24 protein-coding genes are annotated in these 26816 nt (G+C 61.5%); 10 read left to right on the forward strand and 14 right to left on the reverse strand.

Features of this window, described 5'->3' with window-relative positions; genetic code table 11:
• Window positions 1-32: 32 nt before the first annotated feature.
• The 4 genes from LGH74_RS02450 to msrA all read right to left on the reverse strand — a co-directional run bounded on the left by LGH74_RS02450 (window position 33) and on the right by msrA (window position 5972).
• Window positions 33-845 (reverse strand): amidohydrolase, encoded by an 813-nt coding sequence (locus LGH74_RS02450; protein ID WP_226171443.1) that lies wholly within the window; start codon window positions 843-845, stop codon window positions 33-35.
• Between the two features lie 155 nt (window positions 846-1000).
• Window positions 1001-2158 (reverse strand): methionine aminotransferase, encoded by a 1158-nt coding sequence (locus LGH74_RS02455; protein WP_226171445.1) that lies wholly within the window; start codon window positions 2156-2158, stop codon window positions 1001-1003.
• A 63-nt stretch (window positions 2159-2221) separates the two neighbouring features.
• Window positions 2222-4942, reverse strand: coding sequence for a PAS domain-containing protein (locus tag LGH74_RS02460; RefSeq protein ID WP_226171447.1), 2721 nt, complete (start codon window positions 4940-4942; stop codon window positions 2222-2224).
• Window positions 4943-5309: 367 nt separating this feature from the next.
• Window positions 5310-5972 carry a peptide-methionine (S)-S-oxide reductase MsrA gene (gene msrA, locus LGH74_RS02465; RefSeq protein ID WP_226171449.1) on the reverse strand — a complete coding sequence of 221 codons (663 nt, stop codon included), beginning with the start codon at window positions 5970-5972 and terminating at the stop codon, window positions 5310-5312.
• A 227-nt stretch (window positions 5973-6199) separates the two neighbouring features.
• Between msrA and LGH74_RS02470 the strand changes: the two genes are divergently transcribed.
• Together LGH74_RS02470 and LGH74_RS02475 are read left to right on the forward strand one after the other, a co-directional pair.
• A complete protein-coding gene (locus LGH74_RS02470; protein WP_226171452.1) occupies window positions 6200-9094 on the forward strand; it encodes a TolB-like translocation protein in 2895 nt (964 codons plus the stop codon).
• Window positions 9095-9436: 342 nt separating this feature from the next.
• Window positions 9437-10015, forward strand: a complete 579-nt coding sequence (locus LGH74_RS02475) for a fasciclin domain-containing protein (protein ID WP_226171454.1) — start codon at window positions 9437-9439, stop codon at window positions 10013-10015.
• 105 nt (window positions 10016-10120) lie between these two features.
• Here LGH74_RS02475 and LGH74_RS25005 read toward each other — a convergent pair whose 3' ends face one another.
• Together LGH74_RS25005 and LGH74_RS02490 are read right to left on the reverse strand one after the other, a co-directional pair.
• Window positions 10121-11167: a ferredoxin--NADP reductase gene (locus tag LGH74_RS25005; RefSeq protein ID WP_284439286.1), complete on the reverse strand. Its 1047-nt coding sequence runs from the start codon at window positions 11165-11167 to the stop codon at window positions 10121-10123.
• Window positions 11168-11254: 87 nt separating this feature from the next.
• Window positions 11255-12256, reverse strand: a complete 1002-nt coding sequence (locus LGH74_RS02490) for an aldo/keto reductase (protein ID WP_226171457.1) — start codon at window positions 12254-12256, stop codon at window positions 11255-11257.
• Window positions 12257-12490: 234 nt separating this feature from the next.
• Between LGH74_RS02490 and LGH74_RS02495 the strand changes: the two genes are divergently transcribed.
• Window positions 12491-12886, forward strand: a complete 396-nt coding sequence (locus tag LGH74_RS02495) for a hypothetical protein (RefSeq protein ID WP_226171469.1) — start codon at window positions 12491-12493, stop codon at window positions 12884-12886.
• A gap of 6 nt (window positions 12887-12892) precedes the next feature.
• Here LGH74_RS02495 and LGH74_RS02500 read toward each other — a convergent pair whose 3' ends face one another.
• Together LGH74_RS02500 and LGH74_RS02505 are read right to left on the reverse strand one after the other, a co-directional pair.
• Window positions 12893-13540 (reverse strand): hypothetical protein, encoded by a 648-nt coding sequence (locus LGH74_RS02500; protein ID WP_226171472.1) that lies wholly within the window; start codon window positions 13538-13540, stop codon window positions 12893-12895.
• An 89-nt stretch (window positions 13541-13629) separates the two neighbouring features.
• Complete coding sequence (locus LGH74_RS02505) at window positions 13630-14133, reverse strand: YdeI/OmpD-associated family protein (protein ID WP_226171474.1); 504 nt, start codon at window positions 14131-14133, stop codon at window positions 13630-13632.
• A gap of 183 nt (window positions 14134-14316) precedes the next feature.
• Between LGH74_RS02505 and LGH74_RS02510 the strand changes: the two genes are divergently transcribed.
• A complete protein-coding gene (locus LGH74_RS02510; protein WP_226171476.1) occupies window positions 14317-15012 on the forward strand; it encodes a DsbA family oxidoreductase in 696 nt (231 codons plus the stop codon).
• 288 nt (window positions 15013-15300) lie between these two features.
• Here the strand turns inward: LGH74_RS02510 and LGH74_RS02515 are convergent, their stop codons facing one another.
• Entirely contained in the window at window positions 15301-15924 is a 624-nt protein-coding gene (locus LGH74_RS02515; RefSeq protein WP_226171478.1) for an HAD family hydrolase, read from the reverse strand.
• Between the two features lie 128 nt (window positions 15925-16052).
• Here LGH74_RS02515 and LGH74_RS02520 point away from each other — a divergent pair, with 128 nt between their 5' ends.
• Together LGH74_RS02520 and LGH74_RS02525 are read left to right on the forward strand one after the other, a co-directional pair.
• Window positions 16053-16826 (forward strand): energy transducer TonB, encoded by a 774-nt coding sequence (locus tag LGH74_RS02520; RefSeq protein WP_226171480.1) that lies wholly within the window; start codon window positions 16053-16055, stop codon window positions 16824-16826.
• A gap of 127 nt (window positions 16827-16953) precedes the next feature.
• A complete protein-coding gene (locus LGH74_RS02525) occupies window positions 16954-17727 on the forward strand; it encodes an energy transducer TonB (protein ID WP_226171482.1) in 774 nt (257 codons plus the stop codon).
• A gap of 71 nt (window positions 17728-17798) precedes the next feature.
• Here LGH74_RS02525 and LGH74_RS02530 read toward each other — a convergent pair whose 3' ends face one another.
• Complete coding sequence (locus tag LGH74_RS02530) at window positions 17799-19058, reverse strand: dipeptidase (protein ID WP_226171484.1); 1260 nt, start codon at window positions 19056-19058, stop codon at window positions 17799-17801.
• A gap of 387 nt (window positions 19059-19445) precedes the next feature.
• Between LGH74_RS02530 and LGH74_RS02535 the strand changes: the two genes are divergently transcribed.
• Window positions 19446-20681 (forward strand): outer membrane beta-barrel protein, encoded by a 1236-nt coding sequence (locus LGH74_RS02535; RefSeq protein WP_226171486.1) that lies wholly within the window; start codon window positions 19446-19448, stop codon window positions 20679-20681.
• A gap of 121 nt (window positions 20682-20802) precedes the next feature.
• Here the strand turns inward: LGH74_RS02535 and LGH74_RS02540 are convergent, their stop codons facing one another.
• From LGH74_RS02540 to LGH74_RS02555, 4 genes are read right to left on the reverse strand one after another with little or no spacing between them, the layout of a single operon-like run.
• Entirely contained in the window at window positions 20803-21204 is a 402-nt protein-coding gene (locus LGH74_RS02540; RefSeq protein WP_226171488.1) for a DoxX family protein, read from the reverse strand.
• Between the two features lie 50 nt (window positions 21205-21254).
• Window positions 21255-21815, reverse strand: a complete 561-nt coding sequence (locus LGH74_RS02545; RefSeq protein WP_226171491.1) for a dihydrofolate reductase family protein — start codon at window positions 21813-21815, stop codon at window positions 21255-21257.
• A 42-nt stretch (window positions 21816-21857) separates the two neighbouring features.
• Window positions 21858-22430: a dihydrofolate reductase family protein gene (locus tag LGH74_RS02550; protein ID WP_226171494.1), complete on the reverse strand. Its 573-nt coding sequence runs from the start codon at window positions 22428-22430 to the stop codon at window positions 21858-21860.
• A 12-nt stretch (window positions 22431-22442) separates the two neighbouring features.
• Entirely contained in the window at window positions 22443-22877 is a 435-nt protein-coding gene (locus LGH74_RS02555; protein ID WP_226171497.1) for a VOC family protein, read from the reverse strand.
• A gap of 191 nt (window positions 22878-23068) precedes the next feature.
• Here LGH74_RS02555 and LGH74_RS02560 point away from each other — a divergent pair, with 191 nt between their 5' ends.
• From LGH74_RS02560 to LGH74_RS02570, 3 genes are all read left to right on the forward strand, one after another.
• On the forward strand, window positions 23069-24052 hold the full coding sequence (locus LGH74_RS02560) for a GlxA family transcriptional regulator (RefSeq protein ID WP_226171499.1): 984 nt from the start codon (window positions 23069-23071) through the stop codon (window positions 24050-24052).
• Window positions 24053-24079: 27 nt separating this feature from the next.
• Window positions 24080-25069, forward strand: coding sequence for an ABC transporter ATP-binding protein (locus LGH74_RS02565; RefSeq protein WP_226171502.1), 990 nt, complete (start codon window positions 24080-24082; stop codon window positions 25067-25069).
• 101 nt (window positions 25070-25170) lie between these two features.
• Entirely contained in the window at window positions 25171-26799 is a 1629-nt protein-coding gene (locus LGH74_RS02570; RefSeq protein WP_226171505.1) for an amidohydrolase, read from the forward strand.
• Window positions 26800-26816 lie beyond the last annotated feature (17 nt).

The raw sequence follows: 26816 nt of genomic DNA on the forward strand, positions 1-26816 counted from the left end.
GCCGGAGGCTTTTTTGTGGTTTAGACTCTATTCTATACCTGATGAGACAGGGCTGATACGACCGGTTCGTTGAGCGAGAAGGGGTCAGCATCGTTCAGGGCCGGGAACCGCTCCCGGAATGCTTCTAGGTCGGCGCGGCGCAGGGTGCGGGTGATGCTAGTTTCGTGGTTGCCGACTTCCACTAGGTACTCGCCGCGCATATCCAGCAGGGCCGAGTCGCCGGCGTAGGCCAGGCTGTTGCCATCGATGCCCACAATGTTGACGCCCACAGTGTAGGCCAGGTTTTCGATGGCGCGGGCCCGCAGCAGCGTAATCCAGGCGGTGCGGCGCGAGGCGGGCCAGTTGGCCATGTACAGCAGCAGGTCGTAGGGCTGGTTTACGGAGTTGCGGCTCCAGACCGGAAAGCGCAGGTCGTAGCACACCAGCGGGCAGATGCGCCAACCGTGCCATTCCTCAATCAGGCGCTCAGTGCCGGCCGTGTACACGTCTTTTTCGCCAGCCACCCCAAACAGGTGGCGCTTGTTGTAGTAACTAATGCTGCCATCGGGCCGCACCCATAGCAGGCGGTTGAAATACTGGTCCTGATCCTTGATGATGAGGCTGCCGGTTACTACTGCGTCGCGGGTGGCGGCCAGCTGCCGGAGCCAAGCCACCGTGGGGCCGTCCATGGTTTCGGCCAGGTTGGCGGCATCCATGCTAAAACCGGTGGTGAACATTTCCGGCAGCACAATCAGGTCGGTCGGAATGGAAATATCCTCGATGTGGCGGCCCAGCTCGGCCCAGTTGGCCGCCGGGTCGTGCCACTGCAGAGAAGATTGGACGAAAGAAACGGTCAGGTCAGACATTTGCAGATAGGTTTCAGGTAGGAAGGGCGAGAGAAGCGTACCGCCATTTTACAGAAAAAACCAAGACTTGTAGCGAGAATAATGCAAGATATTTTTCGATAGTTCCTACTGCGGAGCTGTCGGGGCTATTGAGCCATTAACGGGGCTGTTACTCTCTACACCGCCCGCAGCCGCTCGGCAGCCAGAGCCAGGGTTTCGTCGCGCTTGGCAAAGCAGAACCGGATCAGGCCCTGATCCAGCCCATCGTGATAAAAAGCCGACACTGGAATAACGGCCACGCCAAACTCGCGGGTGAGTCGGCGGGCAAAGTCCACGTCAGCTTCAGCCGAAATCTGGTCGTAGCGGGCCAGTTGGAAATAGGAGCCCGGCGCGGGCAGCAGCTCGAAGCGGGAGCCCTGCAATAAGCCGGCAAACAGGTCGCGCTTGTGCTGGTAGAAGTCGGGCAAAGTCTGATACTGCTCGGCGTCGGCTAGCACATCGGCCAGAGCGTGCTGGGCCGGCGTGCTCACGGCGAAGGTCAGGAATTGATGGACTCGTCGCACCTCGGCCGTGAGCAGCGGTGGGGCAATGCAGTAGCCCACTTTCCAGCCCGTGGCGTGGTAGGTTTTGCCAAACGACGAGAGTACGAAGCTGCGCTCGGCCAGCTCGGGCAGCTGCAGGGCGCTGGCGTGCTGCTGCCCATCAAACACCATGTGCTCATACACTTCGTCGCTGAGCACGAGCGTGGCCGTATTGGCTAGCAGCGCGGCCAGCGTGGCCAGGTCCTGGGCGGTGAGTACCGCACCCGACGGGTTGTGGGGCGTGTTGAGCATGATGAGCCGGGTGCGGGGCGAAAGCGCAGCCTTCACCAGGTCCCAGTCGGGGCTGAACTCGGGCACCCGCAGCGGCACGTACACCGGAATGCCGCCCTGGAGCCGGATGGCCGGCCCGTACAGGTCGTAGGCGGGCTCCAGCACCAGTACTTCGTCGCCGGGGCGCACCACGGCGGCCAGCACGGCATAGAGGGCTTCAGTAGCGCCGCTGGTAATGGTGATTTCGGTATCGGGGTTGGGCGCAGCCACGCCGTAGACGGCGGCCGTTTTCTGGCTGATGGCTTCGCGCAGACGGGGCAGGCCGGGCATGGGCGCGTACTGGTGGTGGCCCGGCGTGCGGGCGTGCCGGGCCAGGGCATCGGTGAGGGCCTGGGGTGGGTCGTAGTCGGGAAAGCCCTGGGCCAGATTGATAGCGCCGCACTCGGCCGCCAGCTGCGACATGACGGAAAAAATGCTGGTGCCTACATCAGGCAGCTTCGAGGTAAGGAGCGGTAAGGGCATAGGTAAGCATACTTGCGGGCAGCAAGAAACGAAGCCGTACCGGAATTGCTAGCGGCCAGCCGATTAAATTGAATAGATCTGCTCCTCAGAAGGGGCAGCGTCGAGCGAGTGGCCGGCCAGTGGGATATGGATGCGGAACGTGGAGCCCTGGCCCAGCTCACTCACCACCTCAACCCGCCCGCCGTAGCTCTGCACAATCCGGTTGACCAGGTACAAGCCCATACCAGAGCCGGAGACATGGTCGTGGAAGCGGCGAAATAGCTGAAACAGCTGGCCCCCAAACCGCTCCAGGTCGATGCCCAAGCCATTGTCGCGCACCCCGATAACGATGTGGCCGTCTTCCTGGCTGCTCCAGATGTGGATGCGGGGCGTGCGTTTGGGCGCGGCGTACTTCAGGGCGTTGCTGATGAGGTTATACAGTACGCTCTGCAGGTTGGGCCGCACGAAAACCACCAGTGGCGCGGCGGCAAAATCGGTGGTGACGATGGCGCGCACGTTGGCCAGCTGCTCGCCCATGCTGCTGAGCACTTCGCGCGTGAGGTTTTCGAGCAGCACCGGCTCGGTGGGCAGCTCGTGGCGCAGCTTCTGCACCTGCACCAGCTCCGAGAGGTTATAAATCGTGTCGTAGATCTGCTGCAGGGCGCGCTCAAACATGGTGATGAGCTTCATGGCGTCCGGGTCGCGGAAGTAAGCCGTGCGGGTCAGCTCCTCGAAGATGCCGGCCATGTTGTTGATGGGCTGCTTCAGGTCGTGAGAAGCGGTATACACGAAGCTGTCCAGGTCTTCGTTGATGCGGCGCAGCTCGTGGTTTTGCTGCTTGAGCTGCTGCTGCACCCGCTGGGCCTCCGTCACGTCGGTGTTGGTGCCAAACCAGCGCACGACTTCGCCCTGCTCGTTGAGGATAGGCTCGGCCCGCGACAAAAACCAGCGGTATTCGCCGTCCTGCCCACGCAGCGGAAAGGTGTAGGTCCAAGGCTGGCTGGCGGCCAGGGCAATGGCCCAGCTTTCCTGCACTCCCGCTATGTAATCGGGGTGCTGCATGGTGGTCCAGTCCCAGTCGGCCATGGCTGCCAGGGAGATGCCGGTGTACTCGTGCCAGCGCTGATTGTACCAGAAAATTCGGCCATCGGGGCCAGCCATCCAGGCCAGCTGGGGCATGGCGTCGGCCAGCAGGGTAAACTCTTTTTCGCGCTGGCGTACGGCCTCATCCAGGGCCTGGGCGCGGCGGCGCGTGAGCACCCGCTCAGTGGCTTCTACCGCGAATACCAGCAGGCCCTGGATGCGGCCAGTTTCGTCGAGTAGAGGCTGGTAGGTGAAATCGAGGTAATGGGTTTCGGGCTGGCCGGTTTGCTCATTCTCGATAAGCGTAAGCTGCTCGATGCCGTAGTGCGGCTGCCCGGTGGTATATACCTGGTCCATGATGGCTACAAACCCCTGGTCGGCGACTTCGGGAAAAGCCTCCGCAATTGGGCGGCCCGGCACCGCACGGCTGCCATAGAGACGCTGCATGCCTTCGTTTACGAAGCCAATAGTGTGGTCGGGACCGAGCAGGGTGGCAATATCGGCGGGCACCTGACCTAGAATGCGGTGCAGGAGCCGGTCTTTTTCCAGTAGCTGCTCGCGCAGCTGGCGGCCGTCGTGAATGTCGGTGTTGGAGCCTACCCACAGTAGAATAGCGCCTGTTTCATCCGTCACGGCCTCGGCGCGAGCCAAAAACCAACGGTAGTCGCCCTGGCGGTTGCGCCAGCGGTGCTCGGTTTCGAAGGGAGTACCCTGCCGGATTGCTTCCTGCCAGCGGGTTATGGTAATCGGCAGGTCGTCGGGGTGAATAAACCGCTCCCAGCCCCAGTCCTGGAGCTCAGCGAAGGTGCCGCCCGTGAAATCATACCAGCGCTGGTTGTAATACGTGACGCCGCCGCCGGGGTGTGAGGTCCAGGCCATCTGGGGCAGGGCTTCGAGCAGGCGACTGAAGCGCGCGTTGCTTTGCTGCAGTACCCGCTCGGCCTGGCGCTGCGTGGTCACGTCCTGCATGGCCCCCAGCAGGCGTACGGCCTGCCCGTCGGCCCCACGCACCACGTAGGCCCGGTCGACCACCTCGGCCCACGAGCCATCGGCGCGCTGAAAGCGGTATTGGTCGTTGATGACCGAAGCGGTACTGGCAAACACGGCCTCCCGGCCCGCTTCCACAGCGGCCCGGTCGTCGGGGTGGAGGTGTTCGAGCCACAGGGTCGAGTCGGCCGAAATTCCGCCCGGGTACCCAAACAGCGTGGTAAACATTTCGTTGCGCCACACCTGGCCGGTGCGCAGGTCGGCGTCCCAAATGGCGTCGTGCGTGGCCTGGGTCAGCAGGCTAAAGCTTTCCTGGCTGAAGCTGCCCTGGGCCTGCAGCGTAACCTGTTCCGTAACATCGAGCACGCGGCACACCAAGTGGCGCAGCTGCCCGGCCTGCACAATGGGCCGCAGCGTGGCCTGCCAGTAGCGGGTACTGATGGTACCATTGGCCCGGGGCAGGTCGTAGCGCTGAATGTCGAGCGTGCGTACAGTTTGGCGGGCCAGCACATCGAGCAGGGCCGCGCGCCACAGGCTGGCGGTGGCCTCGGGACCCGCAGCTGAGGCCGGCAAAATCGTGAGCAACTCCTGGCCTTCCAGCTCGGCCGCCGGCCGGCGCAACACGCGGCACATGGCTTCATTCACGGCCTCCACCACCAAGCCGGGGGAAAGCAGCAGATTGGGCGTAGGCAGGGAATCAAAAATGAGTTGAAAGTCAACGGCTTCGGCAGGCATAGCATCTCGCGAAAAAATGGCAGAAGATTTCTTCGGTCCGAGCAAGGCTGGGGAAGCAACCGGAACAAATATAACCTGGCCGGCACGCAACCCGGCGCACCGGCCCTGAATAAAACGAATAACAGGCGGCGCGTGCGGCGATCCGGTCCGCGTTGTCACAAAGGGCCAGCGAAATATTTTTTTGTAACGGACCCTGTCACAAAAATTAGCAGACAAAAAAAGTGTGACAAGCTCTGTCACACTTTTTTTAAACGGTTCTACACTGTGACGCGGCTTCAGCCTAGCTCAGCATGACCAACGTTCTGTTGCCAACAACATCAGCCTGCGAGATGCTTCAGCGGTGTCTCAGTAGAGTAGGCTCAACACACTATTCGGTGGTGATTTTGTCCTTAAAGGCTTTGCGGAACTTCTCGATTTTGGGCGTCGATACCGACTGGATGTAGGGGTTTTCGGGGTGGAGACGGTAGTAGCCCTGGTGGTAGTCTTCGGCGGGCCAGAACTTCTGGAAGGGTACCACCTGCGTCACGATGGGGGCGGAGTAGTGCTTGGAGGCATCCACCTTTTTGATGGTGGCCTCAATCAGCTGCTTTTCCTGGGGCGTGCGGTAAAAAGCTACCGACCGGTACTGGGTACCGGCGTCGGGGCCCTGGCGGTTGAGCGTGGTTGGGTCGTGGCCGGCCAGAAAAAACACGTCGAGCAGCGTCTGGTAGCTGATTTGCTTGGGGTCGTAGTATACCTCAATGGCTTCAGCATGGCCGGTACGGCCGCTGCCTACCTGCTCGTAGGTGGGGTTCTTTTCCAGCCCGCCGGCGTAGCCCGACACGACCTGCTTCACGCCGCGCAGCTCTTCGAATATTTCTTCGGTACACCAGAAGCAGCCGCCGGCGAAGGTGGCCACGGCCAGACCTTTGAGGTTGGTGGGCGCCGCGCCGGTCGTAGGGCGGCGGAAAGTTTGGGCATCGGTGTGGTTTTGCGAGCAGGCGGCTATCAGCAGCACCAGACCCAGCAGGAGCGGTTTTAGTTGGTTCATCACGGGGGTATCTACGAAAACAGGATTGGTTTGGACGTGGAGCTGGCGGTTGGATTTTGGTAATCCTGGCCGGGTCAGCGGTAGCCGTTTATTCTCCCGGCAAGTGTCAGCTTTGCCGTTAAATTTGTCAGACCCGCTGGCCTGGCTTTTTGTTCCGGCGCCGGTAGTTAAACCCTGCCTTTTATCCGGTGCGCCGCCCCACCTGTGCGCCTATTCCCACCGTGTGCATGTCCAAGCTTTTCCTGTCTACTCTGTGTGCCGTGCTGAGCTTTGTGCCAGCCCTGGCCCAGCCTACGCTGCCGGTGCTGCCTCAGAACCCGGCGTCGCTGCCCTGGTACCAGGTGCGCACGCCCCACTTTCAGGTGCTTTTTCCCGAAGGCTTTGCCCCGCAGGCCCAGCGCACGGCCCTGCGGCTGGAGCAGGTGTACGGGCCGGTGAGTGCCTCGCTGGAAAAGGAGCCCCGGCCGGTGTCGGTGGTGCTCCAGAACCAGACTATGGTAAGCAACGGCTTCGTGACCATCATTCCGCGCCACTCCGAATTTTTCACCACCGCGCCCCAAGACCCATTTCTGACCGGCACTCTCGACTGGCTCGACCAGCTGTCCATTCACGAGTTCCGGCACGTGGTGCAGTACGAGAAAGGCCAGCAGGGCATCGGGCGGCTGGCCTACTCGCTCTTCGGCTACGGCGGGCTGGGCGTGGTCACGCTCGGCATTCCCGACTGGTTCTGGGAGGGCGACGCAGTAGGCACCGAAACCCTGCTCACGCGCAGCGGCCGGGGCCGGATTCCGTATTTCAACGTCGGGCTGCGGGCTAATTTGCTGGCCGGGCGGCGCTACGGCTACAGCAAGGCGGTGGCCGGCTCTTACCGCGACAATGTGCCCAACCACTACGTGCTGGGCTATTTCCTGACTACCAACTACAAGCGCACCAACGGCCCCAACGCCTGGAGCGACGTGCTGAACCGCTACTACCGGTTTCCGGTGTACCCGTTCTCGTTTTCCCGCAGCCTGAAGCTCGCCTCGGGCACCGGCCTGCGCCCCGACGACCTCTACCAGCGCACCATGCAGCAGCTCGACTCGACGTGGCGCGCCGAGCAGCAGCGCCTCACCCTAACCGAGGCCACGACGTTTGCGGTGAAAGCCGAGCCGAAGGTCTTCACCGAATACCAGTATCCGCAATACGTAACCGACAGCACCGTGCTGGCCGTGAAAGCCGGGCTGGGCGACATTTCGCAGCTGGTGCTGCTGCGGCGCAACGGGGCCGAGCAGCGGGTATTCGTGCAGGGGTTGGTTAATAACCCCGAGATGCTGTCGGTGGGCGGGGGCAAGGCATGCTGGCCCGAATTTCGGCCCGATGTACGCTGGGGGCAGCGCGTTTATTCTGACATCAAGGTGCTTGACTTAACTAGTGGGCAGCTAACCAAACTCACCACCAAGCAGCGCTACACCGCCGCCGCGCTGTCGCCGGATGGCAATTCTATTATTGCCGTGCGGGCCGAGTCCGATTACCAGAACCAGTTGGTGGTGCTCGATGCGCGCACCGGCCAGGAAAAGCGGGTGCTGCCCAACCCCACCAACGCCTTTTACCTGCAGCCCCGCTGGCGCGCCGACAACCGCGCCGTGGTGGTCGTGAAGCTCGTGCCCGGCGGCAAAACCATCGAGAGCATCGACACCGAAAGCGGGCAGCACCAACTGCTCGTGCCCGTGAGCAACACCAACCTGAGCCACCCCCAGCCCTGGGGCGACTATGTGTTCTACAACTCCCCGCAGTCGGGCATCGACAACGTGTATGCCGTGGACGTGCGCTCAGGGCAGATTCGGCAGGTTACGTCGCGGCCGTTGGGGGCCTACCACGCCGCCGTGGCCCCCGGCGGGCAGCACCTGGCGTTCCACGATTTCCGGGCCGAGGGCACGCGGGTAGCCGAAATGCCGCTGCAGCCCGAAACGTGGCCGGTAGTAACCCCCGCCGCACCACCCGCCGCCTACACCGACCCACTGCTGACTCGGGAGCCGGGCGTGGCCACGGTAGGCGCGGTGCTGCCCGACTCGGCCGCGCCGGCCGCCACGCCGCTGGCCTTGGCGCGCTACCACCGGCTCAGCCACGCCTTCAATGCCTTTAGCTGGGGTCTGGTGCAGGCGCCCACGGGGCAGGGCCTCAGCGTAGGCATTCGTTCCCAGGATATTCTCAATACCACCCAGGCCGTGCTGGGCGTGGGCTACGACCAGACTGAGCGCACCGCCAACGTCTCGGCCGACATCAGCTACCAGGGCCTATTCCCAATTCTGGATCTGGGCTTCCAGCGCGGCGGCCGCAATGTAGCCGTGCACTTCGACCAAAAACGGCCACTTGACAGTCTGCGCTCCGACCGGTGGACTTACAACCGCGTCACCATTGGCGGGCGGCTGCCTTTCAACCTGACGCGCTCCAAGTACCAGCAGTTTCTTACGCTGGGCGCTTACTACAGCGGCGAGCAGGTGCAGGGCTACGATTTGCCGGGGCGCTATTCCTTTACCGAGGTGGGCGGCAGCACCGGCCTGCACGTACTCAACTACACGCTGGCCTACTCCCGCACCCTTAAGCAGAGCAAGCGCGACGTGGCTCCGCGCTGGGGCCAGGCCCTCACGGCTTCGTGGCGCAACACGCCGTTTGGCGCGGGGCTGCAGGCCCGGCAGTGGGCCGCGTTTGGCAGCCTGTATCTGCCCGGCATCGGCAAGCACCACTCCTTGCGGCTGCGGGCCGGCTACCAGCGGCAGGAACTGCTGCAAGATGCCCAGCAGTACCGGTTTGGCGCGGCGGTGTTTTACCCACGGGGTGAAGGCTACGTGAGCTTCCGGGAGTTGCAGGTGGGCAGCGTGGAATACCGCCTGCCGCTGGCCGATACGCACTGGGAGCTGGGTCGCCTGCTCTACGTGCAGCGCATTAAAGCCATGGGCTTTTTCGACGCGGCGCAGGGCACCAACACCACCAGTCGCAACTTCCAGACGGCTGGCCTCGACGTGTCGTTCGTGTTCAATCCGCTGCGGCTGCGCACCTCGCTCGAAGCTGGCGTGCGTACCATCTACAACCTGCGCACCGGCCTTTGGGAAGTGCAGCCGTTGGTGCTGAACATCGGGTTTTAGGGAGGGCAGGAAAACAGAACGTCATGCTCAGTGAAGCCGAAGCATCTCGCGTGCTGACGTTGTTTGGTCTGTCATCCTGAGCTTGCGAAGGACCTTCCTCGCCTGAGTGGAAAGCACTATTCAACGTGCAAAAGCCCTTTACTGCTGCGGTAGTAAAGGGCTTTTTCATATTGTTATAAACGGCGGTGAGGTGAGTCAGGAAAGCCCTTCACTCTGCTTTGCGGCGTTCAGGATGACAGACGAAACAGGAGAAATCTTCGCGCCGGGAAATCCAGTGGGGAAAGAGGCTGCGTAAGTGCCCACAGTTCCGACCCCCCCAACCTTTTTCTGCAAAGAAGTACCATGAAAAAAAATCTGTTTTCCCTCGCCGTAGTGGCCCTGTTGGGCGTTGCTAGCACGCAGTCGGCTTCGGCCCAGGCCAAGATGACGCCCGCCGGCACCGTGATGGTAGGTGGTGAAGCCATGTATGCCAACAAAGATATTGTGGCCAACGCGGTAAACTCGAAAGACCACGAAACGCTGGTAGCCGCCGTGAAGGCCGCCGGCTTGGTAGAGACACTGCAGGGCAAAGGTCCCTTCACCGTATTTGCCCCCACCGATGCCGCCTTCAGCGCCCTGCCCGCCGGCACCGTGGAAACCCTGGTGAAGCCCGAAAACAAGGCCACGCTTACCAAAATCCTGACCTACCACGTAGTAGCAGGCAACATGACGGCCGATAAAATCATGGCCGCCATCAAAGCCGGCAAAGGCTCGGCTACGCTCAAAACCGTGAGCGGCGGTACCCTGTACGCCACCATGAACGGCCCGAAAAACGTAGTCCTGACCGACGAAAAAGGCAATGTATCCTGCATTTCGACCTACGACGTAATTCAGAGCAATGGCGTGATTCACGTCATCGACAAAGTGCTGATGCCCAAATAAGCTTTCGTAGAATTTCTGCTCTACAGTACACGCTTACATAGATTTCCTCTCTAAAAAAGCCCGGCTCTTTGAGTCGGGCTTTTTTTATGGTCCACCGGCCAGCTGCTAGGGTAGTTCCAGGCGCACGTCGCCGTGCACCGGGTAGCCAGTGCAGGTAAGCACCAGGCCGCGGGCCGTTTCCCGGTCGGTCAGCACTTCGTTGGTGGCCATCCAGACGGTGCCGGCGGTGCAGCGGGCGGCGCAGTTGCCGCACTGTCCGGCCTCGCAGCTGTAGGGCAGTACCAGTCCCCGGGCTTTGGCCGCCTGCAATATGGTTTGCGGATACTGCACCCGGAAACGGTGCTCGGTGCCGCGCAGCCGGATACATACCTCGTGGGTCTCGGTATCGGGCGGCACGCTGTGGGGCACGGTGGCCGTGGCCGTATGGAACAGCTCGCGCCGGATGTGGCTGAGCGGCAGCCCGGCTTCGTGCAGACCGTAGGTACCCATGCGCATAAAGTTGAGCGGCCCGCAGAGGTAGGCCAGCGTCTGGGCGGGCGGCGTGGGCGCATACTTGGCCACCAGTGCTTCGAGCAGCTCCTTGTGCAGGTGGGCCCGCGCCAGGTTCGGGTCGGTGCTGAAAATAAGCTCCAGGTGCAGCTGCTGCGGGTGCTGCTGGGCCAGCTGCTCCAGATTTTCCCCGAAGATAGTAGTGGCCGGACTACGGTTGCTGTAAATAAGCAATACCCGCAGTGCTGGATGCTGGTGGAGCACGGTTTTGAGCAGTGAAAACAGGGGCGTAATGCCACTGCCCGCCGCCAGCAGAATCAGCTGCTGGTAGTCGTTCAGGTTGTCGGGTAGCGTGAAAAAGCCGGCGGCTCCGAGCGTGTGCAGGGTTTCGCCCACCCGGGCCTGGTCGATGAGGTAGCGCGAAAACAGACCGTTATCGACACGCTTGACGGTGATGGTCAGCAACTCGTCGAGAGCCGGCGCGGAGCTGATGGAGTAGGAGCGCCGGATTTCCCGGCCCTGCTGGGTGTGTACCAGCGTCAGGTACTGGCCCGGCTGGTAGCTGATGAACTGGCCGGCAGCTGGCTCCAGCACGAAGCTCTTCGTGTCGGGCGCTTCGTCCCGGATGGCGCGAATGGTGAGGGGAATATAGCTGGAAGACATGCGGACAAGCGGCAAAAAAATACGGTCGGGACGCAGATGCCCCGACCGTATGGTACGAACTATTCCGGTACGCCGGGCGGCAGCGGCTTACCCAGCCGTTGGTAGTTTGTTCAGCTCTTTGGTGATGTAGTCCAGCTCCTCACTGGAAAGCTTCACGTCCATGGCTTTAGCGTTTTGGGTGGCCTGTTCGGCGTTGCGGGCGCCTACCAGGGCCACCGTAATACCGGGCTGGGCCAGCGTCCAGCGCAGCACTACCTGCGAGAGGCTGACATTCTTGCTTTCAGCCAGGGGCCGAATCTGGTCCAGGAAGGCATTGACGCGCGTCACAAACTCGGGCTTGAACAGCGGATGAGTAGCGCGCAAGTCGCTGGCGTCGAAGTGCTGGCCGGGCTTGATTTTACCGGTCAGTAGCCCCAGTTGCAGCGGGCTATAGGCCAGAATAGCTTTGTTGTGCTCCAGGCAGTAGGGCACCACGTCCTTTTCAATGTTGCGCCGCACCATGCTGTAGGGCACCTGGTTGGAAGCCAGCGGCACGGTTTTTTCGGCTTCGGCCATCTGCGCGGCTGAGTAGTTGCTCACGCCCACGGCCCGCACTTTGCCCTGCTGCACCAGCTTGGCCACGGCTTCCATTGTCGCGTCGATGGGCGTCGTCACATCGGGCCAATGAATCTGATAGAGGTCGATGTAGTCGGTACCCAGGCGGCGCAGGCTGTCCTCGCACTCCCGAATGATGCTTTCTGGCGCGGCGTATTTATACACGTCCAGGTCGTGGCCGCTGTTGTCCTTGGTCTTGAAGCCGAAGTCGCCCTGGGGCGTGGGCAAGTCCCAGCGCATGCCAAACTTGGTGAGCACCTGCACCTTGTCGCGCGGCAGGCCCTTGATGGCCTGGCCCACGATTTCCTCGCTCAGGCCCATGCCGTAAATCGGGGCCGTGTCGATGGAGGTGACGCCCAAATCGTAGGCGGCCCGAATGGCGCCTACGGCGTCGTTCTGCTCGGTACCGCCCCACATCCAGCCGCCCGCCGCCCAGCTGCCAAACGTAATAACCGAGGCGCGCACGCCCGAATTGCCCAATTCCTTGTATTCCATAGTCCTATTGTGAGTGGCTGTTATGAATGCTTGATACAAGCCAGTTTACCGACCGGCCCATAGCCTGCTAAACCGGCCGGCCGCGCCGAAGGTTGTGGTCCAGCTCGCCCCGGCCCATCTGATTTCTGTTGTCAGGGGGCGGAAATAATCCGGTAATCAGCCTGATTATCTTAGTTTTGTAGCCGGATGATCGGCGGGGGCCAGCTCCTGGTTTACTCTTTTTTAGCCTGGCATATGGCGTTGCGCATTCTTCAGGAGCTACCATACCTTACTATCTACTACGACTACAACAACGAGTGGCTTTACGCTTTCTGGTACGGGGCCATTGGCTTTGAGCAGGCTCTGGAAGGCGGCGAGGCAGTGTTGCGCTCGGTGCAGACGGAGAAATGCCATAAGTTGCTCAACGACAACTCGGAGGTGACGGATATGTGGCTCGAAACCCCGGAATGGCGCGAGATGAACATGTTTCCGCGCCTGCACGCGGCCGGATTGCGTTACGTAGCCTGGGTGTATTCGGCCAATTTGTACAGCCGCTTTTCCGCCGACCGGGCCCTCGCAGCCCTAGCTCAGCCCGTGGCCCTCGCCTTCGAAGACTTGGACATGGCTAAAAACTGGCTGCGCGTGGTATAGCAGTACCTAGGGCCGATAAGGAAACGTGCGGGCCGAATTGCGCACCAGCACCCGGGCCAGCGTGGCGGGGCTGGGGCTCAGGTCGCCAATGAGCTGGTGGTCGAATTTCCAGACCAGCTCCCCGCTCTGGCAGTCGTGAATCGTGACGTTGGTCAGCACTTCGCTGGGGGCCAGGCCGCCCGTGTCGGTGAGCACCAGCAAGGCCACGGCCAGCCCATTAGGCAGAGGCTGAAACAGCGAGGTTTCGCCCGACAGAATAGCATCGACGCCCAGGGCCGCCTGCAGCTCGGCCATGCTGTGGTCGTTGAGGTTGTCGTATGTAATACCGGCCCGCTCCAGGCGGCTGTTGGTTTCGGCTACGTTCTGAAACTGCACCGAATACGGGTGCTTGGCCTGCCGCTCGGCCAGCTGTTTTAGCAGTTCCTGCTGCAACTGGTACGCTACCAGCCGGCGCTGCTCCTGCTGCTTTTCGGGGTCCGGGGCGGCGGCAATGTCCTGTAGCCGGATTCGGGCCAGCTGCACGTCGAAGGGCAGAATGGCCACCAGCCGGTGCCGGGTCAGGGCCTGGGGCACTATTTCGCGGGTGCTGTATACGCGCTGGCTGCACGAGGCCAACAGGCCCAGCAGGAGCAAAGGAAGTAGATAACGCCGCATAGTAAGCCGCATAAGAAGTAGGGTAGAGAAGGATAAACTCCCTGGGCAAATATCCGAATTTGCCGCCAGCCGGCCCAGGGCTCCGCGGGTTATTCCAGGTCTTTGGGGGCCCGGAAGGGGTGTCCGCCCGTGGCCAGTTGCCGCAGTACCTGCATGGTGCGGTTGAGGCGGGTTTCGGGGCGCTTGGCGCTGTTGACGTGGTAGGCAATGGCCCGCTTCACGCCCCCAGTCAGCTGCTCGAAGCCGGCGGCAGCCTCGGGCCATTCGGCCAGGCCCTCGGCCAGCTCGGCGGGCAGGTCTACGGCGTCGGGCGTCGGGTCGGGGGTTAGGGTCACGGTCAGCTGCTGGCCCAGTTGGATGCCGGCCGCCTTGCAGGTTTCCTTGTTCACCATTAAGTACCGCTCGCCCGTACTCAGGGGCAGTAGGCCCAGCCGTATCGGGTAGGTGTTGAGGGTGCCTACTACGCGCCGCGTCGCTTTGCCGCCCAGCGCCTCTACTACTTCCAGGGGCACTATCACTACCTGGGTGGGCATAAAACTGGGGCCGCCGGGCTCAAGCAGGGCGGTGAAGGTGAGACTGGGAGCAGCAGACATGGGAGCGTACATTAAAGCCGGACCAAACAGGAGCTACCGCAAGATAGCGTAGCACCGCGTCTGGGGCCAACTACATGCGCCGGAACTCCGGCGGCCGGCCGCATTGTTGTCCTGGATTGGAGCTAGCCCGCCCAAACATTCCGGCCGGCTCCGGCTTATTACGCCTGTCAAATCCCTGAAGCAATGAAAATAGAAATCTGGTCTGATATCATGTGCCCGTTTTGCTACGTGGGCAAACGGCGCCTGGAAACCGCTCTGGCGCAGTTTCCGCACCGCGACACGCTCGACATCGTGTGGCGCAGCTTCGAGCTGGACCCCACCATGCACACCAAGCCCGGTCAAAGCATTCATGAGCTGCTGGCCGAGCGCAAGGGCGTATCGGTGGCCCAGGGCCGCCAGATGAACGAGCACATGGCCCAGATTGCCCGCGAAGTTGGCCTCGACTTCGACTTCGAGCACATGGTGCCGGTCAATACCTTCCTGGCCCACCGCTTCCTACACTTGGCCGCCAAACACGGTAAGCAGAACGAAGCTAAGGAGCGGGTGCTGGCCGCCTACTTCACCCAGGGCCGCAACGTAGCCGACCTCGATACGCTAACCGAGCTGGGCACCGAGCTGGGACTCGACGCAACCGAAGTACGCACAGCCCTGGCGTCGGAGGCTTATGCCGAGGAAGTACGCCACGATGAGTACCAGGCCCGCCAGATCGGGGTGCGGGGCGTGCCCTATTTCGTCTTCGACGATAAGTACGCCGTATCCGGGGCCCAGCCCAGTGAGCTGTTTCTGGAAGTGCTGGAAAAAGTGTGGGAAGAAAAGCACCCCGCGCCCGTAGTGCTGGCTTCCGGCGGCGCCTGCGGCCTCGACGGCTCCGACTGCTAACGTCGGCTAGCTTCTTACGCCTGCCCACGGCCCCTTCCCCAGAAGGGGCCGTGTTGTTTTCGGCCCGTTGCGGTTCCACACCGCAACCGCGCGGTTTCACATCGGAAAGTCGCGGGTTTACACCGCAGTTTTGCGGTTTTGCACCGCGAAGTCGCGGTTCCGCACCGCAGTTTTGCGGTTTTATACCGGAAGCTTGTGGTTCTACACCGCGAAGTTGCGGTTTTGCACCGCGGCTGCGCGGTGTAGAACCGCAACTTCGCGGTGTAGAACCGGGCGGCGGCATTTGGGTTAGGCGCTGAGCAGGCCCCGGCGGAGGAGCTCAGCGCGCAGCTGCTCGGCCGACTGGAAATGCACCGTTTGCATGCCCACGGCCTGCGCCGCCAGAATGTTCCGCTCGTTGTCGTCGATGAACAGAGCCTGGCCGGGCTCGATGCTGTAGCGGGTAAAGAGCGTGTGGTAGAAGTCGGGGAAGGGCTTGCGCGACTTCTCCGTGCCCGACACCACGATGCCTTCAAACCAGTGCAGAAACTCGAACTGCTGCAAAGCCACCGGAAACGTTTCTTCCGACCAGTTGGTGAGGGCATAAAGGTGGTAGCGGCCACTGGCGCGCAGCTCAGTCAGCACCTCCACGGTACCCTGAATAGCGCCGCCCAGCATTTCGGGCCACCGGCCGTAGAAGTGCTCAATCAGCTCCCGGTGCTCGGGGTGCTGCTGCACCAGTAGGGCCGTGCCCTCAGCAATGGTGCGGCCCGCGTCCTGCTCCTCGTTCCAGTCGGGCGTGGTGATGGTGCTCAGGAAGCGGTTCATTTCCTGCTCATCCGGAATCAGCTTCTGGTAAAGGTAGCGCGGGTTCCAGTCGATAAGCACGCCGCCGAGGTCGAAAACGATGGTGGTAATAGGGGAGGAGTTCATCAGCAAATCACAGGGTTTAGCGGCTGCAGCCCACTGGGGCGCCGCCGAAAGCTTTATATTTGGAGTGAGGCGCGGCACATTAGCCGGCCATAGTACACCGTTTATTCTCTTTTTCCATTCCGGGTTTTATGTCCTTGAATATCCCCCGCATTTTTGTTGCCAGCCTGCTGCTGGCCCCCACATTAGTATTTGGCCAGGCCACCAAGCAGGTCACCCGCACCAGCCAGTCGCCTATCAGCAAGGAAGTATACTCCGTGCTCAAGGCCGACAAAGCCGTGAAGCACGGCACCTACACGCTCTACAAGGGGCAGCAAAATAAGCTGGCCACGCAAGGGCATTTCAGCAACGGCCGCAAAGATAGTACCTGGACCACCTACGGCTGGGACGGCCGCACGGTAGTGGCCAAAGGAGCTTATCAGAACGACCAGCCGGCCGGCATCTGGGAGTTCTTTACCAGCAAAGGCGAGCTGGAGCAGAAATACGACTACGACCAGCGGCAGATGCTGTTTGTGCGGCCCGGCAAGAACAAGAGTATGTCGGTAACGCTGCTGGCGCCCACCGCCACGGGCCAGACCTCGCCCGACGTGGCTCCGGTATACATCGGCGGCACCTCGGCTATTACCAACAATATGCTTATGATGCGCTATCCGGTGGAGGCTATCCGGGGTGGCGTGAGCGGTACGGTGCAGGTAGCTTTCAGCATCGGCAAAGACGGTACTGCCTCCAACCACCGCGTTACGCAGGGCATTGGCAGCGGCTGCGACGAAGAAGCCCTGCGCGTGGTCCAAAGCCTGTCCAACGGCTGGATTCCGGCCCAGGTAGCCGGGCAGCCGGTGGCCGTCGAGTGCGAGCTACCCATCAAATTCGGCTTGCAGAAGCCCGTTGTTACGCCCATTAGGTAGCAACGCTGATTAGGCCGCTGTTAGCGCCGAAAGTTTTAATTTGAGCCGATCCGAGGGCTGTTTGCAAAGCACCCTGCGGCGGCGAAGTCATTAACTCTCCAGGTATTCCCAACTTATTCCCAACTATATGTTCCAATCCTCAACTACCTGCTCTATCTCCCGCCTCCTCGTGCTGCCCTTGCTGGCGCTGCCCCTGCTCGGCTTCGGGCAGGGAACCCGGAAAATCACCGTTAGCCACCATGGCCCGGATTCTAAGGAGGTGTACTACACACTGAAGTCTGACGCCAAGGTGCGGCACGGCAGCTACGAGCTCTACGGTGGGCGTCGGCGCCAGCTGGCTACTACGGGCTATTACACCAATGGCCAGAAAGACAGCATCTGGACCAGCTACGGCGAAGACGGGAAGACCGTGCTGGCCCGCGGCGCCTACCGCCACGACCAGCGCGTGGGAGTATGGGAAGTGTATAATTACAAAGGCGAGCCAGTAGAAAAGTACGACTTCACCAACCGGATTCTCGTCTTTTCGCAGCTCGCCCCACCCGTCGGCTCCGAATCGTATAAAGTAATCCTGCACGAGCCCACTGCTGACGGCCAAACCAAACCCGAGCTGGAGCCGCTCTATATCGGCGGTGCCAATGCGCTGTTCAGCCACTTGGCGGCTATTCGGTTTCCTGCGGCGGCTATCCGTAGCCGCGTCAGAGGTAAGGTCTGGATTGGCTTTACCATTGATGCCGACGGCAATGCCTCCAGCTACCGGGTAGTGCAGGGCATCGGCAGCGGCTGCGACGAAGAGGCCTTGCGCGTGGTAAAGAGCATTCCCAGCAACTGGCTGCCGGCGCAGGTTGCCGGCCGGCCCGTCACCGTCGATTTTGCCATGCCCGTTACCTTTGCCGTGATGTAGTAGCCACTAGGCACAAAAAAGCCTGCTCCGGGTTGGGGCAGGCTTTTTTGTGCCTAGTGGCTTACATGCCGTTATTTCTTCACCGCGGCGGCCGGCCGGGCTTTGTCCACGGCCTTCATCACCCGAAACAGGTTGCCGCTCCAGATCTTAAAGATGTCCTTTTCCGAGTAGCCGCGCTTTACCAGCTCCAGGGTCAGGTTCGAAAACTCACCCGCGTCGCCCAGGCCCGTCAGGCGCGTGCCGCCGTCGAAGTCGGAGCCGATGCCCACGTGGTCGATGCCGGCTACTTTCACGATGTGGTCAATCTGGTTTACCGCGTCCTGCACCGTGGCCAGGGCCACCGGAAACTGCTTGTCGAGCTGGTCAATATCGGCCAGGGCCTGCTGTTGCTCGGTGGCCGGCAGGCCATACACGTTCAGGAAGTTCTTGATTTTCCACTTCGCGAAAAACGCCTGCTCGGCGGCCAGCCGCTCGGGCGTTTTGGCCTCCGTTTTCACGTAGGGGCTATATAGGTTCACCTGCACCACGCCGCCGTTGCGGGCCAGAGCCTTCAGCATCTCGTCGCTCAGGTTGCGGGGCGAGTCGCCGAGGGCCCGGCTGCCGGAATGGGAGGCAATAACGGGCGCTTTGCTCAGGCGCAGCACGTCGTAAAAGGTCGAGTCGGAGGCGTGCGACACGTCGACCATCATGCCCAGGCGGTTCATTTCCGTTACGGCCTGCTTGCCAAAGGCGCTCAGTCCCTGGTGTTCGGGGCCGTTGGGGTCGGTGGCCGAGTCGCAGAGGTCGTTGTTGGAGGAGTGGCACAGGGTGATGTAGCGCACGCCCAGGTCATAAAATGACTTAATCAACCCCAATTCCTGGCCGAGCGGGTAGCCGTTTTCCATCCCGATAAACACCGCCCGCTTGCCCACGCGCCGAATCTGCAGGGCCTGCTCCTCGGTGGTAGCCAAATCCAGCTTGGTGGAGTGAGCCTGAATGGTGGAGCGAATGGCGTTGAAAATCGTCAGGGCTTCTTGCTTGGCGGCAGCATTGCCGCCCGGCGTGCGGGGGCCCTGGCCCATATACACCGCCCAGAAAGCGCCGTCGAGGCCGCCGCGCTGCATTTTGGGCAAATCCACCTGCGCTTCCTTCGGGTCGTGGTCCTGGCTGATGTCGAAGCCCGGCTTCATCAGGTTGATGGGCGTGTCCTCGTGCGAGTCCAGTACAAAGGCCTGGTTGTGAATATAGTTAGCCTTGGTTTCTAGTGTCGACTCCGCTTTCTGGGCGCTGGCGGCGGCCGGGCTCAGCAGTGCCAGCAGAATCGGCAGCAGGCGCAGGGTAGAATTTTGCATAAAATCAGGGAGTAGAATATTGATGCCGCCCAAAATTACTCAATACCCCGCAGCTTATCACGGCAATGGCTATGGATGTCGAAGTTATTATTTAGGCAATAGACTGTTATTCAGTGTAGTATATGTCGAAAATAATTCGGCATGACGACTACTTTGTATTCGATTGGGTGAGTCGTAAAACGGCCTTACGTAAGATGTTTAATGTACGGTGTAACTTTTCTAAGATGACAAAGGGGCGTTTGGTAAGTGGCAGAAGCTGGTGCTCCGGTAGCTCTCAAAAGCCGGGCTGATCAGCCTGAACGGTAAGCTGAACTATAACTTTTTCGCGGTGGCCTATCTATTGTGCGTAGCTTTGTAGCCTTTGCTTACCGCTTTTTAGCACTATTAATGAAAAAATCAGTACTCTTTATCGGCCTGCTATTCAGCAGCAGCGCAGCCTTTGCGCAGGCCAATTTCCGCCCCGGCTATATCTTGCCCCTCACCGGCGACACGGTGCGCGGCAGCATCGACTACCAAGGCGAGTTACGCAACAGCCTGCTCTGTCGGTTCCGGCCCACGGCTGAGGCGGCCGTTGTTGAGTACCAGCCCGCTCAGCTGCGGGGCTACGGCTTCAGCACGGGCCGCGACCTGCAGAGCCGGCAGCTGCCGGGCACAGCTGCTAAGCAAGCTTTTCTGCAGACGCTGGTGCTCGGCAAGGCCTCGCTCTACCACTCCATTAACGACAAGGACAAAGACCTGTATTACGCCGGCGCGGGCACTACGGGCCCACTGGAAGCCCTCATTCAGCAGGACAGCACGCAGTCGGGCAACGATGCGCAGCGCTACACCACGCTGCAGCAGGTGCGCACGTATCCGTTTCGCAACGTGCTGTGGAAGCTCATGGCCGATTGTCCGTCAGTGCAGGCCAAACTGGTGCGGCTGGAGCTGAAAGAAGCTGCTTTGATCAAGACGTTTGAAGCCTACAATGCCTGCGGGGCCGATGGCAAGCCGCAGTACGTAGTAAAGAAGCAAACGTCGAAGCTGCGCTTTGCGGCGCTGGGCGGGATGCAGCAGTCGTCTTTAACCTACGTCAATAAAGGTGACCACCAGGTAAAGTCGTCCCTGCAACCCGTGCTTGGAATAGGGCTGGCGCTGCAGCCCGGCCGTTTCAATCCCCGGCTTTCGCTGCAGGTGCAGGCGTTGTACCTGCAGCAGACGTTCAATGACAAAATTCAGACCCTCGGCGACGGGCTGTATGCCAACGAATATGTGACGCGGGAAATAAACGTCAGCATCACTTCGGTGCGGGTACCCGCAATGCTGCGCTACACCTTCCTGACGACCGGCATTCAGCCTTATCTGCAGGGCGGCGGGGCTTTTTCTATCAATGTGAATGGTGAGGGTACGCGCCGCACAACCGGCTCCCGCTTCAACGTGGATGAGACGCAGAAAGTGGAATTGCGCCCAACAAATATGTCGGTACTGGCGGGTGTGGGGGTGGCCAAGGATATGGGCCCCGGCCGCCTGTCTCTCGAAGTGCGCGTCGATTTCCTGGACGGCACCTCTTCCGTGGCTTCGGGCGAAAACCGGCTGTCGGGTTCCCGCAACATAGCCTTGCTGGCGGGCTACACCTTCGGCCGGTAGCCTACCCCAAAGCGGACGGTTACTAACGACTACCAAAAACCAAAAAAGCCCGGTACTACCGGGCTTTTTTGGTTTCAAAATGGAGCAGAGTTAACCGCGTTTGACAACTCAGGCCCCCTCATTATGCCGCCAGTGTGCGGCCACGAGTGCGTAGCGAGTCTACACTCCAGATGCCCGCGCCGTAGGCGGCAATGAACAGAAAGACAAAGCAGTAGAGCACCGCTAGCTCGCCTTGGTTTACGATGGGGAGAGCGCCTTTGGAGGCGTGGGCCATGAAGTAGGCCACGGCCATGGTGCCACTGGCCAAGAAGGCCGCCCCACGGGTAAAGAGCCCAATGGCAATGAGCAGGCCGCCCACCAGCTCGATAATACCGGCCAGCCCCATCAGCGACAGTAGCGGCATCGTGGTACCGTCGCCGCCGGGGAAGCCGAGCAGCTTCTGGCTGCCGTGCATGGCGAACATGAGACCCGCCACGATTCGGAGTAGGGCATACGCGTAAGCAGAGTAAGAAGCAGTATTCATGGTGTTTTTCGGTTTGGTATGTAGCTACATACGCCGGAAGGCGGACGGGGTTAAGCGCCCGGGGCTGCCGGCGGCGGGCCAGGCTGGTAGGTAAGCAGCACTACGCCCGAGCTGAATGTGCGGCTGCCGGTGAGCCGCAGCGTGGCGGCGCTGTCGTCGGCAAAGAGCCGCTGGCCGCTACCCACCACGATGGGAAATACCATGAGCCGGTACTCATCGGCGAGGCCCAACTGGAGCAGCGCCCGTACCAGGCGGGCGCTGCCGTACACCAGAATATCCTGGCCGGGCTGGGCTTTGAGCTGAGTTATTTCCTCGGCGAGGCCGCCCGAAAGCACTTGGGTGTTGTGCCAGGCTGGCTCCCGTAGCGTGGCCGATACCACGTATTTGGGCAGGCTATTCATGCGGCTGGCCAAGCCCTGCTCGTCGGTGCGCGTGGGCCAGGCCGCCGCAAAGCCCTCGTAGGTGCGGCGCCCCATCAGCAGCGCGTCGGCAGCCAGCAACTCGTCGAGCTTGAACTGCGCCTGTCCGGCCGAATGGAACCGGAGCGTCCAGGCTGGATTCTCCATCACCCCATCCAGCGACACGAACTCGGAAACAATTAGTCTTCTCATGTTGCGGAACAAAGGAAATGAAGTGCCGGCACCGGGCAGTTATCAAGCCTTTTCGTGCTGGTAGTGCAGGCCGATGACGCCGGAGGAAAACGTACGGCTGCTGAGCAGCTCGAGCGGCGTGCGGCGGCGTGCCCCGTGAAACAGCGGCACGCCCTGGCCCAGCAGCACCGGATTCACATTGAGCAGGTACTCATCGATAAGGCCCAGCTGCATGAAGCTGTGCGCCAGTCTGGGGCTGCCAAATAGCATCATATTCCGGCCGGGCTGCTGCCGAAGTTGCTGTATTTCTTCCGCCACGTTGCCGCTTATCAGCCGGGTATTGTGCCAGTCGGCGTGGGGAAGGGTGGTCGATATGACGACTTTGGCCACCTGCTCTACCCAGCTGGCGTGGTGCCGCTGCCGCTCGGTGCTAGCAGGGTTGGCGGGCACCGTGGGCCAGTAGTCGCGCATGCTCTGGTAGGTGGCGCGGCCGTAGAGGCAGGTGTCCACGGTTTGGAAATGCTCGGTGACGTAGTCGAAGATTTCGCCGTCGTGCCGCACCCAGTCCAGGTTGCCGGCGGGGTCGGCCACGAAGCCGTCGAGCGAGACGTGCATCAGCATAATTATCTTACGCATAGTACTGCTGGGTTAAACCGGCTGCTCGACCGGCACCTTGTCGTAGTTCAGCATCCAGGCAATGCCAAACCGGTCGGTGAACATGCCGAACGTGGCCCCCCAAAACGTGTCGCCGAGTGGCATCGTGACGTTGCCGCCCGCGGAGAGCTTCTCAAACCAGTCTGCAATCTGGGTTTCGCTGCCGCAGTTGATGGAAATCGAAACCGAGTTGCCGGCCGTTACTTGCTGGCCGCCGCTGTCGGAGCCGAACAGCAGCAGGTCGCCGTTGGTCAGGCTGGCGTGCAGCACGCTGTCGGCGGTGGCGTTGGCAGGCAGATACTCGGCGGCCGGCGTATCGGCAAAGGGCTGAATCATCAGCTCGCCGCCCAGGCACTGCTGGTAGAAAGACATGGCCTCGCGGCAGTTACCATCGAAAGTGAGGTAGGGAACCAGATACGGCGTGTTCATGGCGTGCAGGGAAAAGAAGTGGAAGATGAGGTTGAAAAATTGGCTCAGGTTGCTGCTAATAAATGTAGTATTATTGGCCTCAATTCAACTCTGAGCGCCAACAAAATTAGTAACAGCGGCGTACTATATAGGGGGAAATCCCGACGAATAGCGGGTTGATTGCGACACCACGTTCCACTAGCTTTAATATCATGAAGCACATCACCATCCTGGTTCCTAAGGGAGCTATTCTGGGCAGCATCGAGGGCCCACGTTTGGTATTTGCGGAAGTAAATGCCCTGCTCGGCCGCATGGGCCGGCCGCCGCTGTTCGATATCCAGCTGGTGGGCCTCACCCACGAAACGCCCGTGTGCGGGGGCCTCTACGCGGTATACACGCCCCTGCTTACTACTGATGTGACGCAGACCGACCTCGTTATAATCCCGGCCGTGGACGGCGACCCGGCCCAGGCCTTGGCAAACAACCGCGCCTTTCTGCCCTGGATTATTGCGCGGCACAAAGCCGGGGCTGAAATAGCCAGCCTGTGCATGGGCGCGTTTCTGCTGGCCGCCACCGGCCTGATAGACGGGCGGCACTGTACCACGCACTGGGCGGCGGCCAACGACTTCCGGCGGATGTTTCCGGCCGTGGAGCTGCTCGAAAATCAGGTCATCACCGATGAGCACGGCATTTATTCCAGTGGCGGCGCGTTTTCCTACCTGAACCTGGTGCTGTATCTGGTGGAGAAATTCGCGGGCCGGGAAATGGCTGTGGTCTGCGCCAAGGTATTCCAGATTGATATCGAGCGGGTCAGTCAGTCGGCCTTTATCATGTTCAACGGGCAGAAAGAGCACGGCGACGAGCCCATCAAGAAGGCCCAGGCGTTTATTGAGGGCAACTACCAGGACAAAATAACGGTGGAGCAGCTAGCCGATATGCTGGCGCTGGGCCGCCGCAACCTGGAGCGGCGCTTCAAGAAAGCCACGGCCAACTCGGTGGTCGAATACATTCAGCGGGTGAAGATTGAGGCCGCCAAAAACAGCCTCGAATCGTCGCGGGAAAACGTGAACGAGGTGATGTACCAGGTGGGCTACACCGACCCCAAGGCGTTTCGTAGTACCTTTAAGCGCCTAACGGGACTCTCGCCGAAGCAGTACCGCAACAAGTATAACCGCGACCTGGTAGCCACACCGTAGCGCCTTTTTATCCCCTTTCCTGCCCGTATGAGTTGGTTGAGCGTTTCCGAAATATCCCTGCAGGAAAGAGAAAACACCGTTTTAGAAAATATCAGCTTCAGTCAGCGGCAGTTTCAGAAGCTGGCCATTGCGGGCGAAACCGGGGCCGGCAAAAGCACGCTGCTCCAGATTATTGCGGGCCTCAACCAGCCCACGGCGGGCACCGTGCATTTCGAAGGCCGCCGCGTGAAAGGCCCGCACGAAGTCCTGATTCCGGGACACGCGGGCATTGCCTACCTCTCGCAGCACTTCGAGCTGCCGCCTTCCCTGCGCGTGGAGCAGGTGCTGCGCTACGCCGATAAGCTGCCGGCCGGCGCGGCGGACGAGCTCTACGCCGTGTGCCGCATCGAGCACCTGCTGGAGCGGCGCACCAACCAGCTTTCGGGCGGGGAGCGGCAGCGCATTGCGTTGGCGAAGCTGCTGCTCTCAGCCCCGCGCCTACTGTTACTCGACGAGCCCTACTCCAACCTTGACCGGGTGCACCGGCAGGTGCTCAAGCAAGTAATTCACGACCTGGGCGACAAGCTGGGCATCACCTGCCTGCTCATTTCCCACGACCCGGCCGATACCCTGTCGTGGGCCGATGAGATACTCGTGCTGAAAAACGGCCGACTGGTGCAGCAGGGGTCACCGGCGCAGGTGTATGGCCGACCGGTAGACGAGTACACGGCCGGCCTCTTTGGCGACTACAACCGGCTGAGCGGTAAGCTGGCCACGGCCCTGGCCGCCGCCGCCGGCACGCCCCGAAAGCGCCGTCCGCTGCTGGTGCGCCCCGAGAATTTCCGGCTGGCCGCTGCCGAAGCCGCTGCTGACGGTCTCGCGGGCACGGCGCGGGCGGTACGGTTTTTTGGCAGCTACTCGGAGGTCGATGTGCGGGTGCTGGGCACGGAGGTTACCGTGAAAACCGCCGAGGCCGGTTATCAGGTCGGCCAGACAGTGGCGGTTTCCGTGGTGCCGGGTGCTATGTGGTACCTGTAGGCCGCCGGCTGGGGCAGTTGAATATCGTTTGTTTAAAATATATATTGTTTGCGGACAGCCGCACCGCCGCGGCTTCCCCGAGCTGCCGGAGGAGCTTGCGGATGAAGAAGATAGTACTGGTTATTGGCTTAGGTGCAGGGTTGATAGCAGGAGCCTACGGGCAGGCCGCCCCGCCCGACATGGTGCTGCTTAATGCGCAGGTGTTTACTGCCGATGCTGCCCAACCCACGGCCCAGGCGCTGGCCATTCGGGGGGAGCGAATTGTAGCGGTGGGCACTACGGCCGACATTGCCAAGCTGGCCGGCCCCAACACGCGCCGCATCGATGCCCAGGGCCGGGTCGTGACGCCGGGCTTTAACGACGCCCACACCCACTTCGACCCGCACCCGGCCGGCGTGCAGCTGCGGTTTGCGAGCATGGAGCCCACCTGGGCCGAGACGAAGCAGGCCATTGCCGCTGCCGTGCAGCAAGCCCCGCCCGGCACCTGGATTTTCGGCACCGTGGGCGCCACCGTGGTGCTTGATACGCTCGTCAACCGCGCCGCCCTCGACGCGCTGGCGCCCAACCACCCGGTGCTGCTGCATCCTCATTACGGCCACCTGCGCGTTATCAACAGCAAAGCTATGCCGCTGCTGAACATAGCCGCCGAGCAGCCCGACCCGCTGGGCGGCACCTTTGAGCGGGTGCGCGGCTCGCGCCAGATCAACGGGCGGCTGCGGGAGTATGCCGAATGGCGGCCCAGCCGGCTGCTGACCGAGCAGGTGCCCGACACGGCCGCCATCCGGCAGCTGCGCGGGTTTGCCACCGAGGCTGCCAGCTACGGCATTACCACGGTGCAGCTGTTTACCAATATGCCCATTGCCCGGTTTGCGCGCCTGGCCCAGCAGGCCGATCTGCCGGTGCGCGTGCATGCCCGGCCGTTTCCGGTGACCAATGCCAAAGAGCGGGAAACCACCGAGCAGCGCCAAATGAGCAAGCTGCCTTCCTATGGCCCTAAAGTGCGGGTGAGCGGCCTGAAATGGGTGCTCGACGCCACGCCCTACGAGCGGGGCGCGGCCCTGCGCTACGACTACCTCGACCGGCCCGGCTGGCGTGGCCAACTCAATTTCAGCGCGGCCGAAGTGCGCAAAATCGTGCAGGAAGGCCTCGACTGGCAGCAGCCCCTGCTGTTTCACTGCGCCGGCGACCGGGCGGCGGAGCAGGTGCTGACCACGCTCGAAAGCTACGGCACGAAGGTAAACTGGCCGGCCCAACGGGTGCGCATCGAGCACGGCGACGGGGTAGTAGAAGACCTGCTGCCGCGGGCCAAGCGGCTGGGCGTGGTGGTAGTGCAAAACCCGGCGCACTTCACCGAGCCGGCCCTGTTTCACCAGCGCTGGAAACCCACGATGCAGCCGCTCCGCTCGTTGCTGACGGCGGGCGTGCCGCTGGCCCTGGGCTCCGACGGGCCCATGAATCCGTTTCTGAACATCATGCTGGCCGGCATCACGCCGGCCAATCCGGCCGAGGCCATTACGCGCCAGCAGGCAGTACAGGCTTATACCACGGGCTCGGCCTACGCCGAATTTACGGAAAAGAACAAGGGTAGCCTGGCCGTGGGCAAGCTGGCCGACCTGACTGTATTGTCGCAGGACATCTTCACGGTGCCCCCGCCCGCGCTGCCCAGAACCACCAGCGTACTGACCATTGTGGGTGGCAAAGTGGTGCACGACGCCAAGGTGCTGAAGTAGCGCGGTCGACAGCGGGC

The sequence above is a fragment of the Hymenobacter lucidus genome (assembly GCF_020447265.1).
Taxonomy (GTDB): Bacteria; Bacteroidota; Bacteroidia; order Cytophagales; family Hymenobacteraceae; genus Hymenobacter; species Hymenobacter lucidus.